Annotated in this window: 14 protein-coding genes; 8 read left to right on the top strand and 6 right to left on the bottom strand. The window is 66.5% G+C overall.

The genetic code is table 11. The features are described from left to right. Positions 1–5: 5 nt before the first annotated feature. A complete protein-coding gene (locus SPYCA_RS06675; RefSeq protein ID WP_120219493.1) occupies positions 6–1,598 on the bottom strand; it encodes an isocitrate lyase in 1,593 nt (530 codons plus the stop codon). Positions 1,599–1,737: 139 nt separating this feature from the next. Here SPYCA_RS06675 and SPYCA_RS06670 point away from each other — a divergent pair, with 139 nt between their 5' ends. Continuing rightward, positions 1,738–3,126 carry a helix-turn-helix domain-containing protein gene (locus SPYCA_RS06670; RefSeq protein ID WP_120219492.1) on the top strand — a complete coding sequence of 463 codons (1,389 nt, stop codon included), beginning with the start codon at positions 1,738–1,740 and terminating at the stop codon, positions 3,124–3,126. A gap of 428 nt (positions 3,127–3,554) precedes the next feature. Here the strand turns inward: SPYCA_RS06670 and SPYCA_RS06665 are convergent, their stop codons facing one another. Genes SPYCA_RS06665 through SPYCA_RS06655 form a run of 3 tightly spaced genes read right to left on the bottom strand, consistent with a single transcriptional unit; the run spans position 3,555 to position 7,503 of the window. Next, positions 3,555–4,898: a PepSY-associated TM helix domain-containing protein gene (locus tag SPYCA_RS06665; protein ID WP_120219491.1), complete on the bottom strand. Its 1,344-nt coding sequence runs from the start codon at positions 4,896–4,898 to the stop codon at positions 3,555–3,557. Next, positions 4,895–5,476: a hypothetical protein gene (locus SPYCA_RS06660; RefSeq protein ID WP_120219490.1), complete on the bottom strand. Its 582-nt coding sequence runs from the start codon at positions 5,474–5,476 to the stop codon at positions 4,895–4,897. The genes SPYCA_RS06665 and SPYCA_RS06660 overlap by 4 nt, the downstream gene beginning before the upstream one ends. After that, entirely contained in the window at positions 5,473–7,503 is a 2,031-nt protein-coding gene (locus tag SPYCA_RS06655; protein WP_120222190.1) for a TonB-dependent siderophore receptor, read from the bottom strand. Before SPYCA_RS06655 ends, SPYCA_RS06660 begins: the two co-directional genes overlap by 4 nt. Before the next feature lie 187 nt (positions 7,504–7,690). Between SPYCA_RS06655 and SPYCA_RS06650 the strand changes: the two genes are divergently transcribed. From SPYCA_RS06650 to SPYCA_RS06635, 4 genes are all read left to right on the top strand, one after another. Continuing rightward, positions 7,691–9,079 carry a TIGR03013 family XrtA/PEP-CTERM system glycosyltransferase gene (locus SPYCA_RS06650; RefSeq protein WP_120219489.1) on the top strand — a complete coding sequence of 463 codons (1,389 nt, stop codon included), beginning with the start codon at positions 7,691–7,693 and terminating at the stop codon, positions 9,077–9,079. 2 nt (positions 9,080–9,081) lie between these two features. Continuing rightward, on the top strand, positions 9,082–11,187 hold the full coding sequence (gene prsK, locus SPYCA_RS06645; RefSeq protein WP_120219488.1) for an XrtA/PEP-CTERM system histidine kinase PrsK: 2,106 nt from the start codon (positions 9,082–9,084) through the stop codon (positions 11,185–11,187). Further along, positions 11,184–12,560, top strand: a complete 1,377-nt coding sequence (prsR, locus tag SPYCA_RS06640) for a PEP-CTERM-box response regulator transcription factor (RefSeq protein WP_172594990.1) — start codon at positions 11,184–11,186, stop codon at positions 12,558–12,560. The genes prsK and prsR overlap by 4 nt, the downstream gene beginning before the upstream one ends. A 143-nt stretch (positions 12,561–12,703) precedes the next feature. After that, a complete protein-coding gene (locus SPYCA_RS06635) occupies positions 12,704–14,527 on the top strand; it encodes a tetratricopeptide repeat protein (protein WP_232003560.1) in 1,824 nt (607 codons plus the stop codon). A 161-nt stretch (positions 14,528–14,688) separates the two neighbouring features. Here SPYCA_RS06635 and SPYCA_RS06630 read toward each other — a convergent pair whose 3' ends face one another. After that, positions 14,689–15,036 carry a GntR family transcriptional regulator gene (locus SPYCA_RS06630; RefSeq protein ID WP_120219486.1) on the bottom strand — a complete coding sequence of 116 codons (348 nt, stop codon included), beginning with the start codon at positions 15,034–15,036 and terminating at the stop codon, positions 14,689–14,691. Positions 15,037–15,107: 71 nt separating this feature from the next. Next, positions 15,108–15,689 (bottom strand): nitroreductase family protein, encoded by a 582-nt coding sequence (locus tag SPYCA_RS06625; protein WP_120222188.1) that lies wholly within the window; start codon positions 15,687–15,689, stop codon positions 15,108–15,110. Positions 15,690–15,870: 181 nt separating this feature from the next. On the opposite strand from SPYCA_RS06625, the gene SPYCA_RS06620 reads away from it, so the two are divergent. Genes SPYCA_RS06620 through SPYCA_RS06610 form a run of 3 tightly spaced genes read left to right on the top strand, consistent with a single transcriptional unit; the run spans position 15,871 to position 20,168 of the window. Beyond that, on the top strand, positions 15,871–17,454 hold the full coding sequence (locus SPYCA_RS06620; RefSeq protein WP_120219485.1) for a peptide MFS transporter: 1,584 nt from the start codon (positions 15,871–15,873) through the stop codon (positions 17,452–17,454). Positions 17,455–17,457: 3 nt separating this feature from the next. After that, the gene (locus SPYCA_RS06615; protein ID WP_120219484.1) at positions 17,458–18,870 is read left to right on the top strand and encodes an amidohydrolase; all 1,413 of its coding nucleotides are present in this window, start codon (positions 17,458–17,460) and stop codon (positions 18,868–18,870) included. After that, complete coding sequence (locus tag SPYCA_RS06610; RefSeq protein ID WP_172594989.1) at positions 18,867–20,168, top strand: amidohydrolase family protein; 1,302 nt, start codon at positions 18,867–18,869, stop codon at positions 20,166–20,168. Before SPYCA_RS06615 ends, SPYCA_RS06610 begins: the two co-directional genes overlap by 4 nt. The last annotated feature ends 145 nt before the right edge of the window (positions 20,169–20,313 follow it).

The raw sequence follows: 20,313 nt of genomic DNA, 5'->3' as shown, positions 1-20,313 counted from the left end.
CTCGGTCAGGCGGCGAACTGATTCATCGTATTGTCCTTGCCCGCGGCCTTGAGGGCGGCTTCGCCGGCAAAATACTCCTTGTGATCGTCGCCGATGTCGCTTCCGCTCATATTCTGGTGCTTCACGCAGGCGATGCCCTCGCGGATTTCCTTGCGCTGTACGCCCTTGACGTAGCCGAGCATCGCTTCGTCGCCGAAATATTCCCTGGCGAGATTGTCGGTGCTGAGCGCCGCTGTGTGATAGGTCGGCAGCGTGATGAGGTGGTGGAAGATGCCCGCCCGCCTGGCTGCATCGCGTTGGAAACTGCGGATGCGGTTGTCGGCCTCCCTGGAAAGCTCGCTGTCGTCATATTCGGCGCTCATCAGCTTGGCGCGGTCATATGCCGACAGGTCGCGGCCCTCTTCCGCCCAGCTGTCATAAACCTGCTGGCGGAAATTGAGCGTCCAGTTGAAGCTCGGCGAATTATTGTAGGCGAGTTTTGCGTTGGGCACGACTTCGCGGATGCGATCCACCATGCCGGCGATCTGCTCGATGTGCGGCTTTTCGGTCTCGATCCAGATAAGGTCGGCGCCGTTCTGGAGCGAGGTTATGCAATCGAGCACGCAGCGGTCCTCGCCGGTTCCCGGACGGAACTGATAGAGGTTCGACGGCAGACGCTTCGGGCGCATCAGCTTGCCATTGCGGTTGATGAGCACGTCGCCGGGGTTGCCCGCGCCCTCGACCTCTTCGCAGTCGAGGAAGCTGTTGTAGCGGTCGCCGAGGTCGCCCGGTTCCTTCGAATAGGCGATCTGCTTGGTCAGGCCGGCGCCAAGGCTATCGGTGCGCGCAACGATGACGCCGTCCTCGACGCCCAGTTCCATGAAGGCGTAACGAATCGCGCGGATCTTCTGAAGGAAATCTTCATGCGGCACGGTGACCTTGCCGTCCTGATGCCCGCACTGCTTTTCGTCCGAGACCTGGTTCTCGATCTGCAGCGCGCAGGCGCCGGCCTCGATCATCTTCCTGGCGAGCAGGTAGGTCGCTTCGGCATTGCCGAAGCCGGCGTCGATGTCGGCGATGATCGGAACGACGTGGGTTTCATGATTGTCGATCGCCGCCTGAACCTGTTTGGCCTTGAGTTCGTCGCCCTCGGCGCGCGCGGCGTCGAGGTCGCGGAAGAGCATGCCGAGTTCGCGGGCGTCGGCCTGACGCAGGAAGGTGTAGATTTCCTCGATCAGCGCCGGGACGCTGGTCTTTTCGTGCATTGACTGGTCGGGCAGCGGGCCGAATTCGCTGCGCAGCGCGGCGATCATCCAGCCTGACAGATAGATGTAGCGGCCCTTGGTGGTGCCGAAATGCTTTTTGATCGCGATCATCTTCTGCTGCGCGATGAAGCCGTGCCAGCAGCCGAGCGACTGGGTGTAGTTGGCGGGATCGGCGTCATAGGCGGCCATGTCGGCGCGCATGATGCGCGCGGTGTAGCGGGCGATGTCGAGGCCGGTCTTGAACCTGTTCTGGGCGCGCATGCGGGCGACGCTTTCGCCGCTGATGCCGTCCCACGTGCCGTCATGATCGCGGATAAGGCGGCCGGCCTGCGCCATGTCTTCCTGATAACCCATCGTCTTTGTCCTTGTGCGGAGATGATGGGTGGATGTTGGCGAAGTTGCCGCGGAAAGTGAAAAGATTTGTCAATAATAATTGTGAATATACGCGGTATGGTGATAACTATCCTGTAAATTAGTAAAGAAAGTTACAAACATGAACGAGCGGCGGGTGTTTGCGGGGCCGACGGTGCGGCGGGTGCGGCGGGAGGCGGGGATGACGCAGGCGGCCATGGCCGACGCGCTGGACATTTCGCCGAGCTACCTCAATCTGATCGAGAATGGGCAGCGGCCGCTCTCCGCCACGGTGCTGGTCAAGCTGGCCGAACGCTTTGCGTTCGACGCCGCGACGCTGGGCGGCGACGAGGTGCCGGGGGGCGCGGCAGGGCTGCGGCGGCGGCTGGCCGACCCGCGCTTCGCCGACCTGGGGATCGGCGCCGAGGAGGTCGAGGAGTGGCTCCAGACCGCCCCGGCGACCGCGGCCGCTTTCGCGCGGCTGTTCGACGCGGCGCCCGAAGCGGCGACCGAAGGTGACGGCGACGCACCCGAAGTGGCCGCGGTGCGCCGCGCGATCGAGAAATGGCGCAATCATTTCCCCGACCTCGACGCGCGCGCCGAGGAGCTCGCCGATGAATTGCGGCTCGCGGGCGGCGACCTCTATGGCACGATTGCCGAGCGTTTGCGCACGCGCCACCAGCTCGGCATCCGCATCTTGCCCGCCGACGTGATGCCCGATCGCCTCCGCTGGCTCGACTGGCACGCGCGGCAACTGATGCTCAATGAGCTGCTGCGCCCCGCGTCACGGACGTTTCAGGCGTCGGCGACGCTGGCGCAGATCGAGGCGAAGGGCGAGATCGACGCGCTGGTCGCGGGCGCGGAGTTCGCCGAGAGCGCTGCGGCGCGATTGTTCGAGCGGCATCTGATCCATTATTTCGCCGCGGCGCTGATGATGCCCTATGGCCGCTTCCTGCGCGCGTGCGACGCGACGGGGTACGACCTGCTGCTGCTCCAGCGGCGCTTCGGCGCGGGCTTTGAACAGGTCGCGCACCGGCTGACGACGCTCCAGCGCGTCGGTGCGCGCGGGCTGCCCTTTTTCATGCTGCGCATCGACCGCGCGGGGCAGGGGAGCAAGCGTTACGCCGGGGCGAGTCAGTCGCCGCTGACCGACGGCGATGCCCGCTGCCCGCTGTGGGGCATCCACGAAGCCTTTGCTCGGCCGGGCGAAGTGATTGCCGACCTTGTCGAGCTGGAGGATGGGTCGCGCTGGTTCACGCAGAGCCGCAGCGTTGCGGCGCCCGGTGCAACGGGGAGCGGAACGCCCGCGCGCTTTGCGGTGTGCGTCGGGGTCGACGCCAAGGTCGCGGCGCCATTGATCGCGGCGCGCGGCATCGACCTGATGCGATCGCGCGCAACGCCGATCGGGCTGGGATGCCGCCGCTGCACGCGCACGCTGTGTGTGCAACGCTCGATGCCGCCGCGCGGCCGCCCGCTGCGGTTCCGCGACGGCGAACGCGGGGTGTCAGCATTCGATTTTGCCGGGGATTAGAGTCGTTCCGGCGAAGGCCGGGATCCCGCCGCTGCATTGTGGCGACAGGGTGAGATCCCGGCCTTTGCCGGGATGACGATTGAGGAGAGGGCGGGCGTGATGGGAAACGGTGGCGATAGCCTCGAACGGAAGCGTGTCTTGTTTCACGCAAAGGCGCAAAAAGTCCCGCGTGCAAGGCAGTCTCTTTCCTCATTGTCGGTCCTGCCGCGCGGACGCTGGAATGAAGCCGCTTTCGCGGCAAGCGCGACTTCTTCGTGTCTTTGCGCCTTTGCGTGAAATGATTTGTCGCGGCCCTGCGACCGTAAACAATATGTCAGGGCACGCCTTCGCGTCCGAAATGATTGGCGATTGTCCCGCTCGCAATGACGGAGTGAGGAACCTCTACGGATGTCCAGGGGATAATCGCCAATTAATCGCAATCCCGTCGCTCAGACCAGAAACCAGCTGAAGAGCGCCAGCGCCAGCGCGCCGCACAGGAGATATTGCAACAGGCGTTTCGGGCGCGGTGCCGGGAATGCGATGGCCAGCAGCGGGATGGCGATCGCCAATGTCCAGAAGATCGCGATCAGCGGCGCGCCATTGCCGAGCAGGATGCGCGCGAGGAAGGTGAGCGTCAGCGCGAGCGGGACACCCCAGATCACGCCGTCCCACCCCGCGCGCAGGCGCGGTTCGTCATGACCGCGCCGCTGCCTTTTGCCGAGCCAGATCGAGGTGCCGGTGGCGACGACGACGGTGAGCGCGAGACCGAAAAGGATATAAGCGAGCTTGACGGGCAGGCCGCCGTAATTGCCGAAATGGAGGTTGTAGGTCGAGGCGGCGAGTTGTTGCCCGAGATGGCCGTCGGACAGGCCGACCTTGCCATGATAGGTGCCGTCGGCGCCGAATTCATAGGTTTCGCCGTAGATCAGGCGGCGCGGATGTTCGGCGATGAGCTGGATATGCTGGCCGCGCGTCTGTGGATCGTGGAGGATGACGTAGGTCGGGCGCACGTCGGGGTGGTTCCTGGCGAGCCAGGCGAGCGGCGCGGCGACATTGGCGAGCGGGGCGGGGCGGGCGTCGGCGCCATGTTCTTCGCCGAAGATCGGGGCGTAGGCGGCTTCGACGTCATTCTTGTAGAAGGCGGCGGCGAGGCCATAGGCGCCGACGACGCCGAGGCCGATCATCGAGCCGGTGAGCGCGATCGCGAGCGAGAAGGGCAGGGTCCAGACGCTGAGCCGATTGTGCCAGTCGGCGAGGCCGACGCCGTGATTGTCGCGCGCGCGCAGGCGAAAGGCGTCGCGGAAGATGCGCGGATGCGCGACGATGCCCGACAGCGACAGCGCGAGGATCATCACGCCGAAGATGCCCACGATCGTCATGCCGACGAGGCCTGGAATGTTGAGCGCATAATGGGCGTGGAGCAGAAACTCCGACCAGGCATTCTCCTCGGGCATGGCGATCCTGCCATCGGCGTCGATATGCACCGCCTGATGGTCGGTGGTGATCGTCGTGCGCGGCAGGCCGTCGACCGGCATATGGACATAGAGGTGCGTCGTGGCGGACTTGCCCTTTTCGCTCGCGAGCACCGCTGCGACGGCGCGCTGGACGGCGTCGGGGGCGATCGCCGCCATTTCGGGGGCGTTCGGCTGCTCGATCCGCTGCCATTCCTGATAGAAGACGACGACCGTGCCGGTGAGGCAGATGAGGTAGAGCAGCGCCGAGGCGAGCAGGCCGATCGCGGCGTGGCCCGACAATGCGCGCTGGACGGCATGTTTGGAAATGGCGAGCGTCATATGGCGCCTCCGACGAGGATCAGGCCGAGTCCGGCTGCGGCGGGGACCGCGAGCAAGGCGCATTGCGCGCCCCGGCGCGGCAGCATGAGCAGCCAGAAGGCGAGGATGCCCCAGAGTAGGGGCAGGAGCAGCAGCGCCGTCGCATTGCCGTCGGCGTCGCTCCACCCCGCCATCCCCGCGAGCGCGCGCACGCCGAGCGCGGCGAGCAGCGCCGCAGCAAAGGCGAGCGGGATAGTGAGGAGGAAGGTGAGCAGGCGGCGGCCCAGCGCACGCGGTTCGCCCTGTTCGGGGAGCATATGCGCCTTGCGGTCCGACGCGCGCCCTTTGCCCCTGGGCGACGTCCAGCCGGCGTGGGCGAGGAGCAGCGCGGCGGTCGTCATGCCAAAGAGCGACGCGACCGCGAGCCCCCATGCGCCATTGCCGGTAAGCGCGAGCGCCGCGCCGATAAGCAGCAGCGCCCAGCCGATGCCGTTCGCCGCCGCCGAGCGGCGCGGCAAGCCCCATGCGCGGCGAAGTTGCAACACCGCGGCGACGAGTCCCGCGGCGCCGATCCAGACCAGAGGCGCGGTCTCGTTCATCGGAAGCGGTAACCGACGGTCGCCATCACATTGCGCGGCGCGCCCATGAAACAGTCGCCCCGCGCGAGGCAGGAGGCGAAATATCTGTTATCCAGCAGGTTCGTCGCATTGATCGCGAAACGCCAGTTGTTCCAGCTGACTTCGGCGAGCGCATCGACGGTGGTATTGCTGGGGGTGACCAGCGACCAGGCGGGGCCCGTCGAGCGGCGCTTGCCGGTGTAGACGACGCCCGCGCCGAGGCGCAGCTGCGCTTCGTCCGTCAGGCCGAAGGTCTTGGTCGACCAGATCGAGGCGATGTGGCGCGGCAGATAGTCGAGGTCGGTGTTCACCTCCGACTTCAGCTTGTTATAGCCATAGTTGACGAGCAGGTCGAAATTGCCGGGCAGGCTGTGGCTAGCCTCGACCTCGATGCCCCTGGTGGTGAGTTCGCCTGACTGGGTGATCGACTGGCCCTCGCCGTAGATGACGCGGTTGCGTTCCTTGACGCGGAAGCCGGTGACGGTGACGAGGGTGCCGGGGCCGGGTTGCCATTTGACCCCCGCCTCGAACTGCGTCCCCGTCTGCGGCTTGAACGGATCGCCGAGGTTGCCGTCGACGTCGCTGAGCGACCCCGCGATCGGCAGGAAGCTTTCAGTATAGCTGAAGAAGGGCGAGAAGCCCGCGCCGATGTCACCGATGATGCCCGCGCGGAATGTCGTGGCATGGTCCTTTTGCCCCGACGAGCCGGTCACGCGGTCGCGCCGCGCGCCGAGCACGACCGACACGCGGTCGAAGAAGCGGATCTGATCCTGGACATAGACGCCGAGCTGTTTCTGCGATTCCTCGAAAAAGGGCCCGCTGGGATCGTAGGTGAGCAGCGCGTCATAGTCGATGTCGTAAAGGTCGATGGTCTCGAGGCCGCCCGCGTAGCGTTTGCCGACCCTGTTCCAGCTGTAATCGACGCCGACGAGCAGCTTGTGCTCGATGTTTGCGCCGGTGTTGAAATTGAACTGGAGGTTGTTGTCGGTCGAAAAGACGTTCATCCGCGCATCGCTGGCGTCGGCGTAAAGGCCGATGGTGCGCCGGTCGGCGGCGAAGGGATCGGTGGGGTTTGAGTAGCTGTTCGTATAATGGGTGAAATACTCAAGGTCGCTGTCGATATAGCGCGCCTTGAGGCTGAGCCGCACTGCGTCCGAAAAATCGTGCGTGACGCTCGCCATGCCTTGCAGCGAGCGGCCGGCATAGCGATCCCAGCCGGGTTTGCCGACGAAGGTGTAGCGGTCGAGCGGACCCGGCGCGCCGGGGTTGGGGCGGAAGGTGCCGATGATCGGCAGGAACTGCGACGTCGAGCCGGTGTCGTCCTCCTGATAGAGGCCGGTGAGGACAACGTCGGTGTCTGCCGTCGGCTGCCAGCGGAGAGAGGGGGCGAACATCACCCGGTCGTCGGGTACATGGTCGACATAGGTGTCGGCGTCGCGCGCGCGGCCGACGGCGCGGATCGCGAAGCCGTCGGACAGCGCGAGGTTGACGTCGGCGAGCACTTCCTTGCGGTCGTAGCTGCCATAGACGAGGTTGATTTCGCCCTGCGTTTCGAAGCCGGGGGCTTTCGACACGAGGTTGACGAGGCCGCCGATCGAGCCCTGGCCGAACAGCACCGACGCCGGGCCGCGCACGATTTCGACGCGATCGAAATTATAGGGGTCGGAGGTGATGCTGGCGTAGAAGGAGAAGATGTCGCGCATCCCGTCGCGGAATTGCAGCGCGTCGATGCCGCGGACGTTGAATCCGTCGACGCGCGTATCGCGGCCATAGGGGTTGGCGAGCACGCCCGCGGCATATTTCACCGTGTCGCTGATGTTGATCGCCCCCTGCGCCTCATATTGATCGGCGGTGATGACCTTGACCGGCTGCGGCAGTTCGACGAGCGCGGTATCGGTCTTGGTCCCCGCATAGCCGGTGACGACGATCTGGTCCTGATCCTCGATTTCGGCGGTAGCGGCGTCGGCAGCGAAGGCGGTGCCGCTGGCCAGCGCGGTGCAGGCAAGCATGGCGATACGCGCGGTGTTCACTTTGATTTTCCCCTGATTGTTCGGACGAGTCGCGCTGGCGTCTAATGCGAGTCAGTCGCATTAACAACAGGAGATGTGAAAAATCACGCCGGCTTGCCGCATTTTCCTGCGCGGCAAGTGTAAAATTAACCGACAGTTGACGCCTCGCTTCTAGTATCGCGCGGGCATGGTCCGGCTGTTCAAACATTATGTCCCCTATGCGGTCGTCTGGCTTGCACTGATCGAGTTTTGCGCGCTGCTCGGTGCGGCCGAGGGGGCGTGGCATCTTTATGCCTGGCAATCCGGGTTCGACGCCGGGCCGCTGGACGAGCGCGCGTTGCCGCTTGCGACCTTTGCCGTCGCCAATTCGCTGGCGATGATGGCGACGGGGATGTACGGCAACGAGGGGCTGCGCTCGATGCGTTTTGCGACCGCGCGCCTGCTTGCCGCCATCTCGCTCGGCGTGATTTTTCTGGCGGTGCTGGGCTTCCTGTTGCCGACCGCGACGCTGTGGCGCGCGAACAGCCTTTACGCGATGGGGATCGCCATTGGCGCGCTGTTCCTGATCCGGCTCGCGCTCACCCAGTCGGCGGGCGCCGACGCCTTTCGCCGCCGCATCCTGGTGCTGGGCGCCGGGCCGCGCGCGGCGCGGCTCGCCGCGCTTGCCGAGGCGCCGGGAAGCGGGCTCGACATCGTTGGCTTTGTCGCGATGAGCGCGACCGAGACGGCGGTGCCGCAGGCGGTGCCGCGGCAGGAGATTGCGAGCCTTGCCGATCATGTCGTGGCGCTCGGCGCCGGCGAAGTCGTCCTGGCGCTCGAGGAGCGGCGCAAGGCGCTGCCGCTCGCCGACCTGCTGCGGGTCAAGACGACGGGCGTGCATGTCAACGACATCGCCAGTTTCATCGAGCGCGAGACGGGGCGCGTCGACCTGGCCACCACCAACCCCAGCGGGCTGATCTTTTCCGACGGTTTTTCGGCGGGGCAGCGGATCTCCAGGGTCGGCAAGCGATTGTTCGACATTGCCGCGAGCCTGATCGTGCTGGTGATCGGCCTGCCGCTGATGATCGTCGCTGCGATCGCGGTGAAGCTCGACAGCCGCGGGCCGGTTCTTTACCGCCAACCGCGCGTCGGGCTGTTCGGCCAGCCCTATGACATTCTGAAGATCCGGTCGATGCGGACGGACGCCGAAGCCGAGGGCAAGGCGGTCTGGGCGAGCGCGAACGATCCCCGGATCACGCGCGTCGGGCGGGTCATTCGCAAGCTGCGCATCGACGAACTGCCGCAGCTGTGGTGCGTGCTGAAGGGCGACATGAGCTTTGTCGGGCCGCGCCCTGAACGGCCGAGCTTCGTCGCCGAGCTGGAAAAGGCGCTGCCCTATTATGCCGAGCGGCACATGGTGAAGCCGGGGCTGACCGGCTGGGCGCAGATCAACTATCCTTATGGCGCGTCGGTCGACGACGCGCGCGTGAAGCTGGAATATGACCTTTATTACGCCAAAAACTATTCGCCCTTCCTCGACCTGTTGATCCTGCTCCAGACGGTGCGCGTCGTGCTGTGGCCCGAGGGTGCGCGATAGCCGTGGCGGCGCTGGACGGTCTTGCCCAGATGCTGTCGGGCCTGGCGCTCGCGGGCTTTGCCTGCGTCGCGCTGTCGCTTTTCCTGCGGCCGCGCGTGCGCATGGCGGCGCTGATGCCTGCGCCGCGCCTGCTCGCGCTGGCCGCCGGATCGGGCGCGCTCTGGGCGGCGGCAATGATGGCTTTTACGCCCGGCGCGCCGCAGGCGTTGCTGGTGCAGATGCTGCGCGATCTTGGGATGCTCGCCTGGCTCGGCGCGACCTTCTGGCCGCCGAACGCACCGATGTCGCGACCGCTGCGACTGATCCAGAAGATGCTTTGGACCATCTGTGTGCTGACCCTGCTGCTGGGGGCGGCCGCCTTTTGGCGCGGCGGCGCAGCGGCCGAACCCTGGATGGAGCCGACGCTGACCTTCGCGGCGATGGTCGTGGCGACCGGCGGGTTGGTCATCGTCGATGCCGGAGCACGTCACGGAGCGGGGCTGAGGATGCCGGTGATGGCCGTGGCAGGTGGCTTTGCGATGCTCTGGGCCTATCAGCTCAATGTCCAGCTGATCGGTGCGCTGACGGGAAAAAAGGCGTCGACGCTGATCGCGCTGCTTCCGGCGGTCGCGCTGCTGACGCTTCCAACCTATGTCGTCGCGGCGATGGACGTGGGGCGCGAGCGAATGCGCTTGTCGCGGCCCGCGGCGACGCGCACGCTGGTTCTGCTCGGCGCCGCCGCCTATCTGGTCCTGATCGCGCTGACGGTCGCGATCGCGCGCGCGGCCGGGGGCGATTATGCCGAACTGGCGCAGGCGATTTCGCTGGTCGCACTGCTTGGCGCGGCGGGGCTGATGCTCGCTTCGGCGCGGTCGCGTGCGTGGCTGTCGGTGATGATCTCGAAGCATTTTTTCGAGCATCGCTATGATTATCGGGCCGAATGGATGCGCTTCACCGCGACCTTGGGGCAGGGGGATGGCGAGGCTGGCCGCAACCTGTATCGCCGCGTCGCCAAGGCGCTGGCCGAACTGACGGGCAGCCCGGGCGCGCTGCTGATGATGCCCGGCGCCGGGGGCGGCTTTCGCATCGCCGAGCAGTGGCAGTGGCCGGGGAGCGTGGCCGAGGATGCGACGCTGTCGCTGCGCTCGTCCTTCATGCTTCAGGAAACGGGGCATATCGTCGAACTCGACGCCGAACGGCGCGGACAGGAGGGGCAGGATCTGGCGATCCCCGACTGGCTGCTCGCCGACAACCGCGCCTGGGTGGTCGTGCCCGTGCTGCATTTCCAGCGGATGATCGCGATCGCCGTGCTCCATCGCCCCACGGTTTCGCGCGCGCTCGACTGGGAAGACCTAGACGTGCTGCGCATCGCGGGGCAGCAGGCGGCAAGCTATATCGCCGAATCGCAGAGCCAGCAGGCGCTGTCGGAAGCGCGGCGCTTCGACGAGTTCAACCGCCGCTTTGCCTTCATCATGCACGACATCAAGAATCTGGCGAGCCAGATCGGGCTGCTCGCGCGCAATGCCGAGCGGCACGCCGACAATCCGGCCTTCCGCGCCGACATGACGCAGACGCTGAAGATTTCGGCGGGGCGATTGTCCGACCTGCTCGTCCGCCTCGCGCCGCGCGAACGCGGATCCGCGGCCGAGCCGGGGCGCGTGCTGATCGAGCCGATATTGAAGGACGTCGCCGCCGAAGCGCGGCCGCGCCGCGAACTGTTCGTCGGCTGTCAGGCGGGACTGGCGGCGTGGGCCGATGCCGGGTCGATCCGGCAGGTCGTCGCGCATCTGGTCGCCAATGCGATCGACGCCTCGGCGCCCGAATCGCCGGTCCAGCTCATCGCCGTGGCCGAACAGCAGCGCGTGCGGATCGACGTGATCGACCAGGGGTGCGGCATGACGCGCGAGTTCATTCGCGACGAACTGTTCAAGCCCTTTGTTTCGACGAAGGACAATGGATTCGGGCTGGGGGCGTTCGAGGCGTTGCAGTTGGCCGAGGCGATGAACGGCGCCATCGAGGTGGTGAGCGAACCCGGCAGGGGCAGCAGTTTTACGCTGTGGATGCCGCTTGCCGACGCCCACGACGGCGCGGCGATAGATGCGCGGATGATGAAAGCGGGACGCACATGAACGAAGCGGTGGCGGACAAGCGCAAATTGCTGGTTGTCGAGGACGATCCGGGGCTGCAGGCGCAGCTCAAATGGGCCTATGACGATTATGAGGTGTTCGTCGCGGGCGATCATGACGCGGCGATCGAACTGCTTCGCGCCGAGGAACCCGATGTCGTCACGCTCGATCTGGGCTTGCCGCCCGACCCCGACGGCACGCGCGAGGGGTTCCGCACGCTGCAAACCATCGTGGAAGCGAAGCCCGACACCAAGGTGATCGTTGTGTCCGGACATGGCGAGCGCGCGAGCGCGCTGACCGCGATCGCCAGCGGGGCCTGGGATTTTTATCAAAAGCCGATCGACATCGACGCATTGGGGCTGATTGTCGCGCGCGCCTTTCATGTCCGCGATCTGGAGGTGGAGAATGCGCGGCTGGCGGAGCAGGGCGCCAGCGATAATCGCGTTCTCGGCGGGATGATTACGGGAGCGCCCGAAATGCTGAAGGTCGCGCGCACGATCGAGCGCGTCGCCAACCTCGACGTCAGTGTGATGCTGCTCGGCGCGAGCGGGACCGGCAAGGAATTGCTGGCGCGCGGGCTGCATGAGGCGAGCGGACGGCGCGATGGCGCGTTCGTCGCGATCAACTGCGCCGCAATCCCCGAGAATCTGCTCGAAAGCGAGCTGTTCGGACATGAAAAGGGCGCCTTCACCGGCGCGGTCAAGACGACGGAGGGCAAGATCGAGCTGGCGCACGGCGGCACGCTGTTCCTCGACGAAGTCGGTGACATCCCATTGCCCTTGCAGGTCAAGCTGTTGCGTTTTTTGCAGGAGCGGACGATCGAGCGGATCGGCGGACGCAAGGCGATTGCCGTCGATACCCGCATCGTCTGCGCGACGCACCGCGATCTTGATGCGATGATCGCACAGCAGAGCTTTCGCGACGATCTTTACTACCGGCTCGCCGAGATGGTGGTGAGGATTCCGTCGCTCGCCGAACGGCCGGGCGACGCTGTCCTGCTCGCGCGGCACTTTCTCCACCAATATGCGCCCGAGATGAACCCCGGCGTGCGCGGCTTTGCGCCCGACGCGCTGCAGGCGATCGACGAGGGGCGCTGGCCGGGCAATGTCCGCGAGCTGGAGAACCGGATCAAGCGCGCGGTCATCATGGCGGACGGCAAGCTGGTGACGCGCGACGACCTCGACATGGCCGGCGCCGCCGAGGAAGCCGATGAGGCGTGGCTGAACCTGCGCAGCGCGCGCGAGGCGGCCGACCGCGTCGCGATCCGCCGCGCGATGACGCAGAGCGAAGGCAATATCTCGCATGCGGCGAAACTGCTCGGGATCAGCCGCCCGACGCTTTACGACCTGCTCAGGCAATATCGGATGCACGGCTGAATGAGGCTCAGAAGCATTTTTCGCCGCCGTCATGCTGAACTTGTTTCAGCATCCATGGCCGATGCTCTCGTTCCGCGCTGCGTTCTGGCACAGGCCGGGCCATGGACCCTGAAACAAGTTCAGGGTGACGATAAATGAGATGTTTGGCCTTTGTCGCAATGCTGGCGATGCTGCTCTCGGCGTGCGGCGGCACGGCTGAATCCCCGCGCGGTGAACTGGAGGCGCGGCGCGCTGCCTTGCAACAGGTGATCGCCGAGGATCCCCAGGCGATTGCCGAGCGGGTGGCGCTCGCGCGCGTCGCGATCGCGCTGGGCGACGGCATTGGCGCCGAAGCGGCGGTGAGGGGGGCGCTCGCGGTGGGGGCGAATGAGGCGGCGCTGCGCCCGCTGCTCGCGCGCGCCTATGCGTTGCAGGGCGACGAGCGGCGCGCGCTCGCGGAGCTCGATGCCGGGCCGGTGACCCCCGAAATGATGGGCGAGGCCGCGTGGGTCGCGGGCGATGTCCACCTGGCGAACGGCCATCTTGGGGCGGCGCGCGACGCCTATGACCGCGCGGTGCACGAGTTGCCGCGCAGCTCCGCGCTGTGGGTCGATGTCGCGCGCTTTCGCGACGCCAATGCCGATATGCGCGGCGCGCGCGACGCCGTCGACTATGCGATCGAACTCGACGCGGCGAACAGCGCGGCGCTGGCATACAAGGCCAATCTGGTGCGGAGGGCCGAAGGGCTGGACGCGGCGCTGGGCTGGTACGACCGGGCGCTCGCCGCCGATCCCGATAATGCGAGTGCGCTGATCGACCAGGCGGCGACGCTCGGCGACCTTGGCCGCTATCGCGACATGCTGACGGCGTTGCGCCGCGCGGCGCCGCTCGTCCCGCGCGAGCCGCGGATATATTATCTGCAGGCGGTGCTCGCGGCGCGCGCGGGGAATTATCCGCTCGCGCGCAGCCTGCTGCAACGCACGCGCGGCGCGCTCGACGCCGAGCCGGGGTTCATGCTGCTGAGCGCCGTGATCGAACTCGAACTGGGCGGTGAGGCGATCGCGGCGAGCTGGGCCGAGCGGCTGCTCACCGAACAGCCGCATAATTTCACTGCGCCGCGCCTGTTGGGAGCGGCCGAATGGGCGGGGGGCGATGCCGAGGCGGCGCTGGTGGCGCTGCGTCCGCTCGTCGAGCGGCCCGATGCCGACAGCTGGTCGCTGCTGCTTGCGGCGCGCGCGGCGGCCGAACAGGGGCGCGATATCGAATCGGCCGACTATCAGGCGCGCGCCGCGACCCTGGCGCGCGGCGAGGCGGTGCCCTTTGCCGTCGATGCCGATTACGGCTTGCTGACGATGGCCGCCGACGCCGCTCCGCTCGATCCGGCCAAGGCGATACCGGCGATCTCGGCGGACATGGCGCGCGGCAAGGCGGTGCGTGCAATCGAACGCGCGATCCGGCTGCGCGACGCCAATCCGGGCGTCGCCGACGCGCATATTCTGCTCGGCGATGCGGCGCTGGCGGGCGGACGCCATGCGCTGGCGGTCGAGGCGTATCGCGCCGCGCGCGACCTGGATGCGGGTGAGCGGACGACCTTGCGCCTCGCGAACGCGCTCTACCGCGCGGGTGACGCGGCGGGGTCGGGCGCGGCGATCATGGCGCTGCGCGACCGCCAGCCGTCGAGCATCGCCGCCGACCGGATCGCGGGCCATCTGGCGATGGAGCTTGGTCATTGGGACGCGGCAATCGCGCATTTCGAGCGCGTACGGCGCCGGATCGGCGACCGCGACGCCGTGGTGCTGCGCGAACTCGCGCGCGCATGGGCGGCGAAGGGCGACGATGCGCGCGCGCTGGTGCTGGTCGACCGCGCCTATCGGTTGCAGCCGCTGAACGCGGCGATCATGGAGTTTTACGCGGCGCTGCTGGAGCGACGGGGGAAGCGCCAGGCGGCGGCGGACTTGCGCGACAAGGCGGCGCAGATCGGGCGGTAGGGGGTGTTGGGGGTAAGGGCCGGTAGCGGCCTCTCTCTTATCGTCATCCCGGCGAAGGCCGGGATCTCGCCGGTGCGGTAAACCGAGAGGGTGAGATCCCGGCCTTCGCCGGGATGACGAATAGGGATGGTCAGGAATCCCCTTCCACCCGGCAGACCTCGTCAGGCCTCGGTCAAATCCAGCAAGCTCCGCGCATCAAGGCCGATGCGGCGCATCTGCTGCGCGACCGGGGGCCACACATTCGTCAGGAAATCTTCGCGCATCAGGTCGCGCAGGCGATCGGTCGCGCCGTCGGCGACGAACATGCCGACGCCGCGTTTCACCGTGACCAGCCCCTCGTCCTGAAAGGTCTGATACGCCTTGGCGACCGTGAGCGGGTTGGCGCCTTCGTCGGCGGCGAGGCTGCGCACCGATGGCAGCATGTCGCCGTCGCGATAGGTGCCGTCGAGGATCGCGTTGGCGATCACGTCGCGCAGGCGCTGGTAAACGGGTTTCGGTTGATCGAGCATGGCGACTTAATGCCATAAGACAGCAGCACAGTCAAATGCCGCTTATTGCGCCTTATGGCCTGATGGCGACATTAAATGTCCCAGCGGCGAACAACATCGTCATATTCGGGCCGCGGGCGTTCGGATAGCGCGGCGCTCGCGGTGCCGAGGAAGAAATAGCCGACGATCATGTCACCCTCACCCGCGCCGAACGCCGCGGCGACGTCGGGGCTATAGGCCGCCCAGCCGGTGAGCCAGCTGCCGACGAAGCCGTGCGCGTGCGCGGCATGGAGCAGGTTCATGCCGACCGCGCCCGCCGACATCTGTTGCTCCCACACCGGGATCTTGGCGCCCTTGACCGGCGTGGAGAGGAGGACGAGCAGGGTCGGCGCCTGATGCGCGAACTGGTCGAGCGCGGAAAGGTCCATGCCCGCAGCGCCGGGATTCTCCCTGACCCACGCGCGCTTGAGCAGCGCGGCGAGGGCGGCGCGCTGGTCGTCGGCGACGGTGACGATGCGCCAGGGGGCGAGCTTGCCATGGTCGGGGGTGCGCAGCGCGAGCTCGATGATGGCGCGGAGCTGCACGGCGTCGGGGCCGGGCGCCACCATGTCGCGCGCCTTGCCCGAACGGCGGGTGGCGAGATGGGCGAGGAGCGAGGAGCTGTCGTTGAACATGGCCGCCATGTGGCCTTTTGCGCCGCCATGCGCAAGTGTTGCGAACGGCTCGCAACAAAATCCGGCCCGATCGCGATGGTTACGTGCGCAATTAGATTCTTCCCATACGCAATTTTCGCGCTAGTGTTGCCGCCATCTGCCCCGTTTCCGGGGCCAACATCATATCCAGGGAAGGGTCGCCATGACCAAAGCCTATGCCCAGCACGGGGATGCCGCCGGGACGTTTCTCGGCCACCCGAAGGGGCTTTTCGTCCTCTTTTTCGCCGAAATGTGGGAGCGTTTTTCCTATTACGGGATGCGCGCGCTGCTGATTTTCTACCTGACGAAGCACTGGCTGTTCTCGGACAGTGAATCAGGGGTCATCTACGGCGCTTACACTGCGCTCGTCTATATCACCCCGGTGCTTGGCGGCTATCTGGCCGACAAATGGCTGGGGCAGCGCAAGGCGGTGCTCTATGGCGCGATCTTGCTGACCTTCGGCCATTTTATCATGGGGTTCGAGGGCGACGGCGGGCAGGATCCCGCCAGCCTCAACATCTTCTGGCTGGCGCTCGCCTTCATCATCGTCGGCTCGGGCTTCCTCAAAGCCAATATCTCGGTGATCGTCGGCCAGCTCTATCCGCGCACCGACGTGCGCCGCGATGGGGCCTATACGATCTTCTACATGGGCATCAACCTGGGCGCCTTCCTCGGCTCGCTGCTTTGTGGCTATCTCGGTGAAACCTATGGCTGGGCCTATGGTTTCGGCGCCGCGGGCTTCGGGATGCTGCTGGGGCTGATCGTCTTCATCTGGGGCAAGCCGCTGCTGCTCGGCCGCGGCGAAGCGCCCGATCCGGCCAGGCTCGCCGCACCGGTGATGGGCATCAAGCTCGAATGGCTGCTTTATATCATCGGTCTGGTCGCCGTCGGCGTCTGCTGGTGGATGGTGCAGAATCAGGCGGTCGTCGGCACCTTGCTCGGCGTTGCGGGGGCGATCCTCGTCGCCTATGTCATCTTCACCGCGGTGGTGAAGCTGCCGTCGGAAGATCGCGACCGCATCTTTGCCGCGATGTTCCTGATCCTCGGTTCGATTCTGTTCTGGGCGTTGTTCGAGCAGGCGGGGTCGTCGCTCAACCTGTTCACCGATCGCTATGTCGACCGTGCCGGCGTGCCTGCGTCGGTGTTCCAGTCGCTCAACGCCGGCTATATCGTTCTGCTGGCGCCGCTGTTCGCGGCACTGTGGACATGGTTGGGCCGCCGCAACATGGAGCCGTCGGCGCCCGCGAAGTTCGGCCTCGCGATGCTCCAGCTTGGCCTTGGCTTCCTCGTCCTCAAATGGGGCGCCGAAGCGGTCGGCATGGGCAACGCCACCCCGGTGCTGTTCATCTTCCTCATCTATCTGCTCCACACGACCGGCGAACTGTGCCTGTCGCCGGTGGGGCTGAGCGCAATGAATCGGCTGGCGCCCGCGCACATGGCGAGCCTGATTATGGGGACCTGGTTCTTCGCCTCGGCAACGGGCAATTTCGCCGCGGGGCTGATCGCCGCCGCGACGGGTTCGGAAAAGGCGAGCGGGGAAGGCGCGGGCAAGGCGCTGGTGCTTGACGTCTATCAGACGATCGGCCTGTGGGCGATCGGCTTTGGCGTGCTGGTGATCGTCGTGTCGCCGCTGATCAAGAAGCTGATGCACCTCGACACACTGCGCGATGCCGATGGGCTGGCGGGCAGCAAGGAACTGGCCGAGCCGCAGGCGGCGGGCGTTCATCCCGAACCCAAGGGGGCGTAATCCATGAAGACTGGTGTGAAGGGCAGCCTGCTGGCTGCGGTGTCGCTGGCGCTTGTCGGCTGTGCGGCGACGGGCGGCGGCGCCGCGTCGGCGGGGGACAAACCCGCCGCCAGCGCCGACAAGCCCGCGAAGTTCGACAAGAACCCCTATCCGTCGACCTATACGCCCTATCCGGGGCGGCCGACGGCGGTGCGCGGGGTGACGATCTTTGACGGCGAGGGCGGGCGGATCGACGATGGCGTCATCCTGTTCGCGAACGGCAAGGTCGAGGCGGTGGGCGGCGCCGACACTTTGATCCCGGCGGGTTATGATGTGATCGACGGCGGCGGCAAGTTCGTCACCCCCGGCATCATCGACATCCACAGCCACCTTGGCGACTATCCTTCACCCAGCGTCGATGCGCATGACGACGGCAATGAGGCGACGTCGCCAACGACACCCGAAGTCTGGTCCGAACATAGCGTCTGGCCGCAGGATCCGGGGTTCAGCCGCGCGCTGGCGAACGGCGGCGTCACCGCGCTTCAGATTCTGCCGGGCAGCGCGAACCTGATGGGCGGGCGCTCGATCACGCTCAAGAATGTGCCCGCGCGCACCGTGCAGGGGATGAAGTTCCCCGGCGCGCCCTATGGCCTGAAAATGGCGTGCGGTGAGAACCCGAAGCGCGTCTATGGCGGCAAGGGGCGGATGCCTTCGACGCGCATGGGCAATTTCGCGGTCAACCGCCAGACCTGGGCAAAGGCGGCCGCGTACAAGAAAAAGATGGACGACGGCAAGGCGGTCGACCGCGACCTGGCGATGGAAACGCTGGCGGGGGTGCTGGCGGGCGAAATCCTGATCCACAATCACTGCTATCGCGCCGACGAAATGGCGCTGGTGATCGATATGTCGAAGGAGTTCGGCTACAAGGTATCGACCTTTCACCACGCGGTCGAAAGCTACAAGATCGCCGACATGCTCGCGAAAGAGGGCATTTGTTCGGCGATGTGGGCCGACTGGTGGGGCTTCAAGATGGAAGCCTATGACAGCGTGAACGAGAATGTCCCGCTGGTCCACAATGCCGGGGCGTGCGCGATCGTCCATTCGGACGATGCGAACCAGATCCAGCGGCTGAACCAGGAAGCGGCGAAGGCGCTCAAAGCCGGGCGCCGCATGGGCATCGACGTCAGCGACGCGGTGGCGTGGAGCTGGCTGTCGCTCAATCCCGCCAAGGCGCTTGGCATCGCCGAGCAGACGGGCAGCCTGAAAGCGGGCAAGATGGCCGACGTCGTGCTCTGGAACGGCAATCCGTTCAGCGCCTATACGCGGCCTGAGAAGGTCTGGATCGATGGCGCGCTGATGTTCGACGCGATGGATCCGAAGCGGCGGCCGGTGAGCGATTTCGAGCTGGGGCAGCCGGGCGAAGGAGATGTGAAATGATGCGCGCGCTTCTCCTTTCGGCGGCGGCGCTGATTGCGCTTCCCGCAGCAGCCCAGGACATCGCCATCACCAATGCGAAGCTCGTCATCGGCGACGGCAGCGCGCCGATCGACGGCGGCACCGTCGTCGTGCGCGGCGGCAAGGTCGTTGCCGCGGGCGCGGGGGTCGCCGTGCCCGCGGGCATCGAGCGTGTCGATGCCGAGGGGCGCTATGTGACGCCGGGCATCGTCGCGGCGTTCAGCCGCGTCGGGCTGGTCGAGGTCGATGCGGTCAGCGGCACCAACGACCGTTCGGCGCCGCGTACCCGCTTTTCGGCGGGGCTCGACATCGCGCCTGCATTGAACCCCATGGGATCGCCCGTCGCGGTCAACCGCGCATCGGGCGTGACGCGCGCCATCGTCGCGCCGGGCGGCAGCAGCAATTTGTTCGCCGGGCAGGGCGCGGTCGTCGATCTGGCCGACGATATGGACATGGTCACCAAGCCGCGCGCGTTGCAGTTCGTTGCGTTCGGCGAGGCGGGGTCGGCGAAGGCGGGCGGCAGCCGCGCCGCGACCTTCCTGCTCTTCCGCGAACAATTGCTGGCGGCGCGCAGCTATGCCCGCAATCCCGCGGCGCTCGCCGAATGGGGCAATGACGCGATGCTCCAGCGCGCCGATGCCGAGGCGCTGGCGCGCGTGATCGACGGCACGACGCCGCTGTTCGTGCGCGTCGACCGCGCCGCCGACATCGTCAATGTTCTGAAGCTGAAAGGCGAGTTTCCGGCGATGAAGCTGGTGCTCGTCGGCGTGACCGACGGCTGGCTCGTCGCGCGCGAGATCGCCGCCGCGAAGGTGCCGGTGCTCGTGTCGCCGCTGAGCGACCTGCCCGACAGTTTCGAGCGGCTGGCGGCGACGCAATCGAACGCCGGGCGGCTGAAGGCCGCGGGGGTCGATGTCTCGGTCGGCGTGTTCGACGATGACGATGCGCACAAGATGGGTTATGCGACGCAATATGCGGGCAATCTGGTGGGCCTGACGCGGCTTCCCGGTGCAAGCGGGATGACGTGGGATCAGGCTTTTGCGTCGATCAGCAGCGCGCCCGCGCGCGCGGTGGGCATGGACGGCAGCATCGGATCGCTGCGCCCCGGCCGCGCAGGCGATGTCGTGATCTGGGATGATGACCCGCTCGAACTCGGCAGTCGGCCCGTCGCGATCTGGATCGACGGCAAGGCGCAGTCACTGACCACGCGGCAGGACCGCCTGCGCGACCGCTATGCGACGCCGCAGGAGGGAGCGTTGCCGAAGGCGTATGACCGTTAGGATGCGATCCATTTCGCCGGGATGACGTTCCTGGGGGCGTAGAGCGGGGAGTATCCGACATCATGTTGACGATGTTAGCTTTGTCGCACATGCTTCCGTCACCGGACCAAATCCGAGTCGCCCGAGCGGGCGGATGGAGGGTGCG

It is taken from the genome of Sphingopyxis sp. FD7 (genome assembly GCF_003609835.1).
Lineage (GTDB): Bacteria > Pseudomonadota > Alphaproteobacteria > Sphingomonadales > Sphingomonadaceae > Sphingopyxis.
The sequence above is the reverse complement of the archived record's forward strand: the minus strand, read 5'-3'. Positions and strand labels throughout refer to the sequence as shown.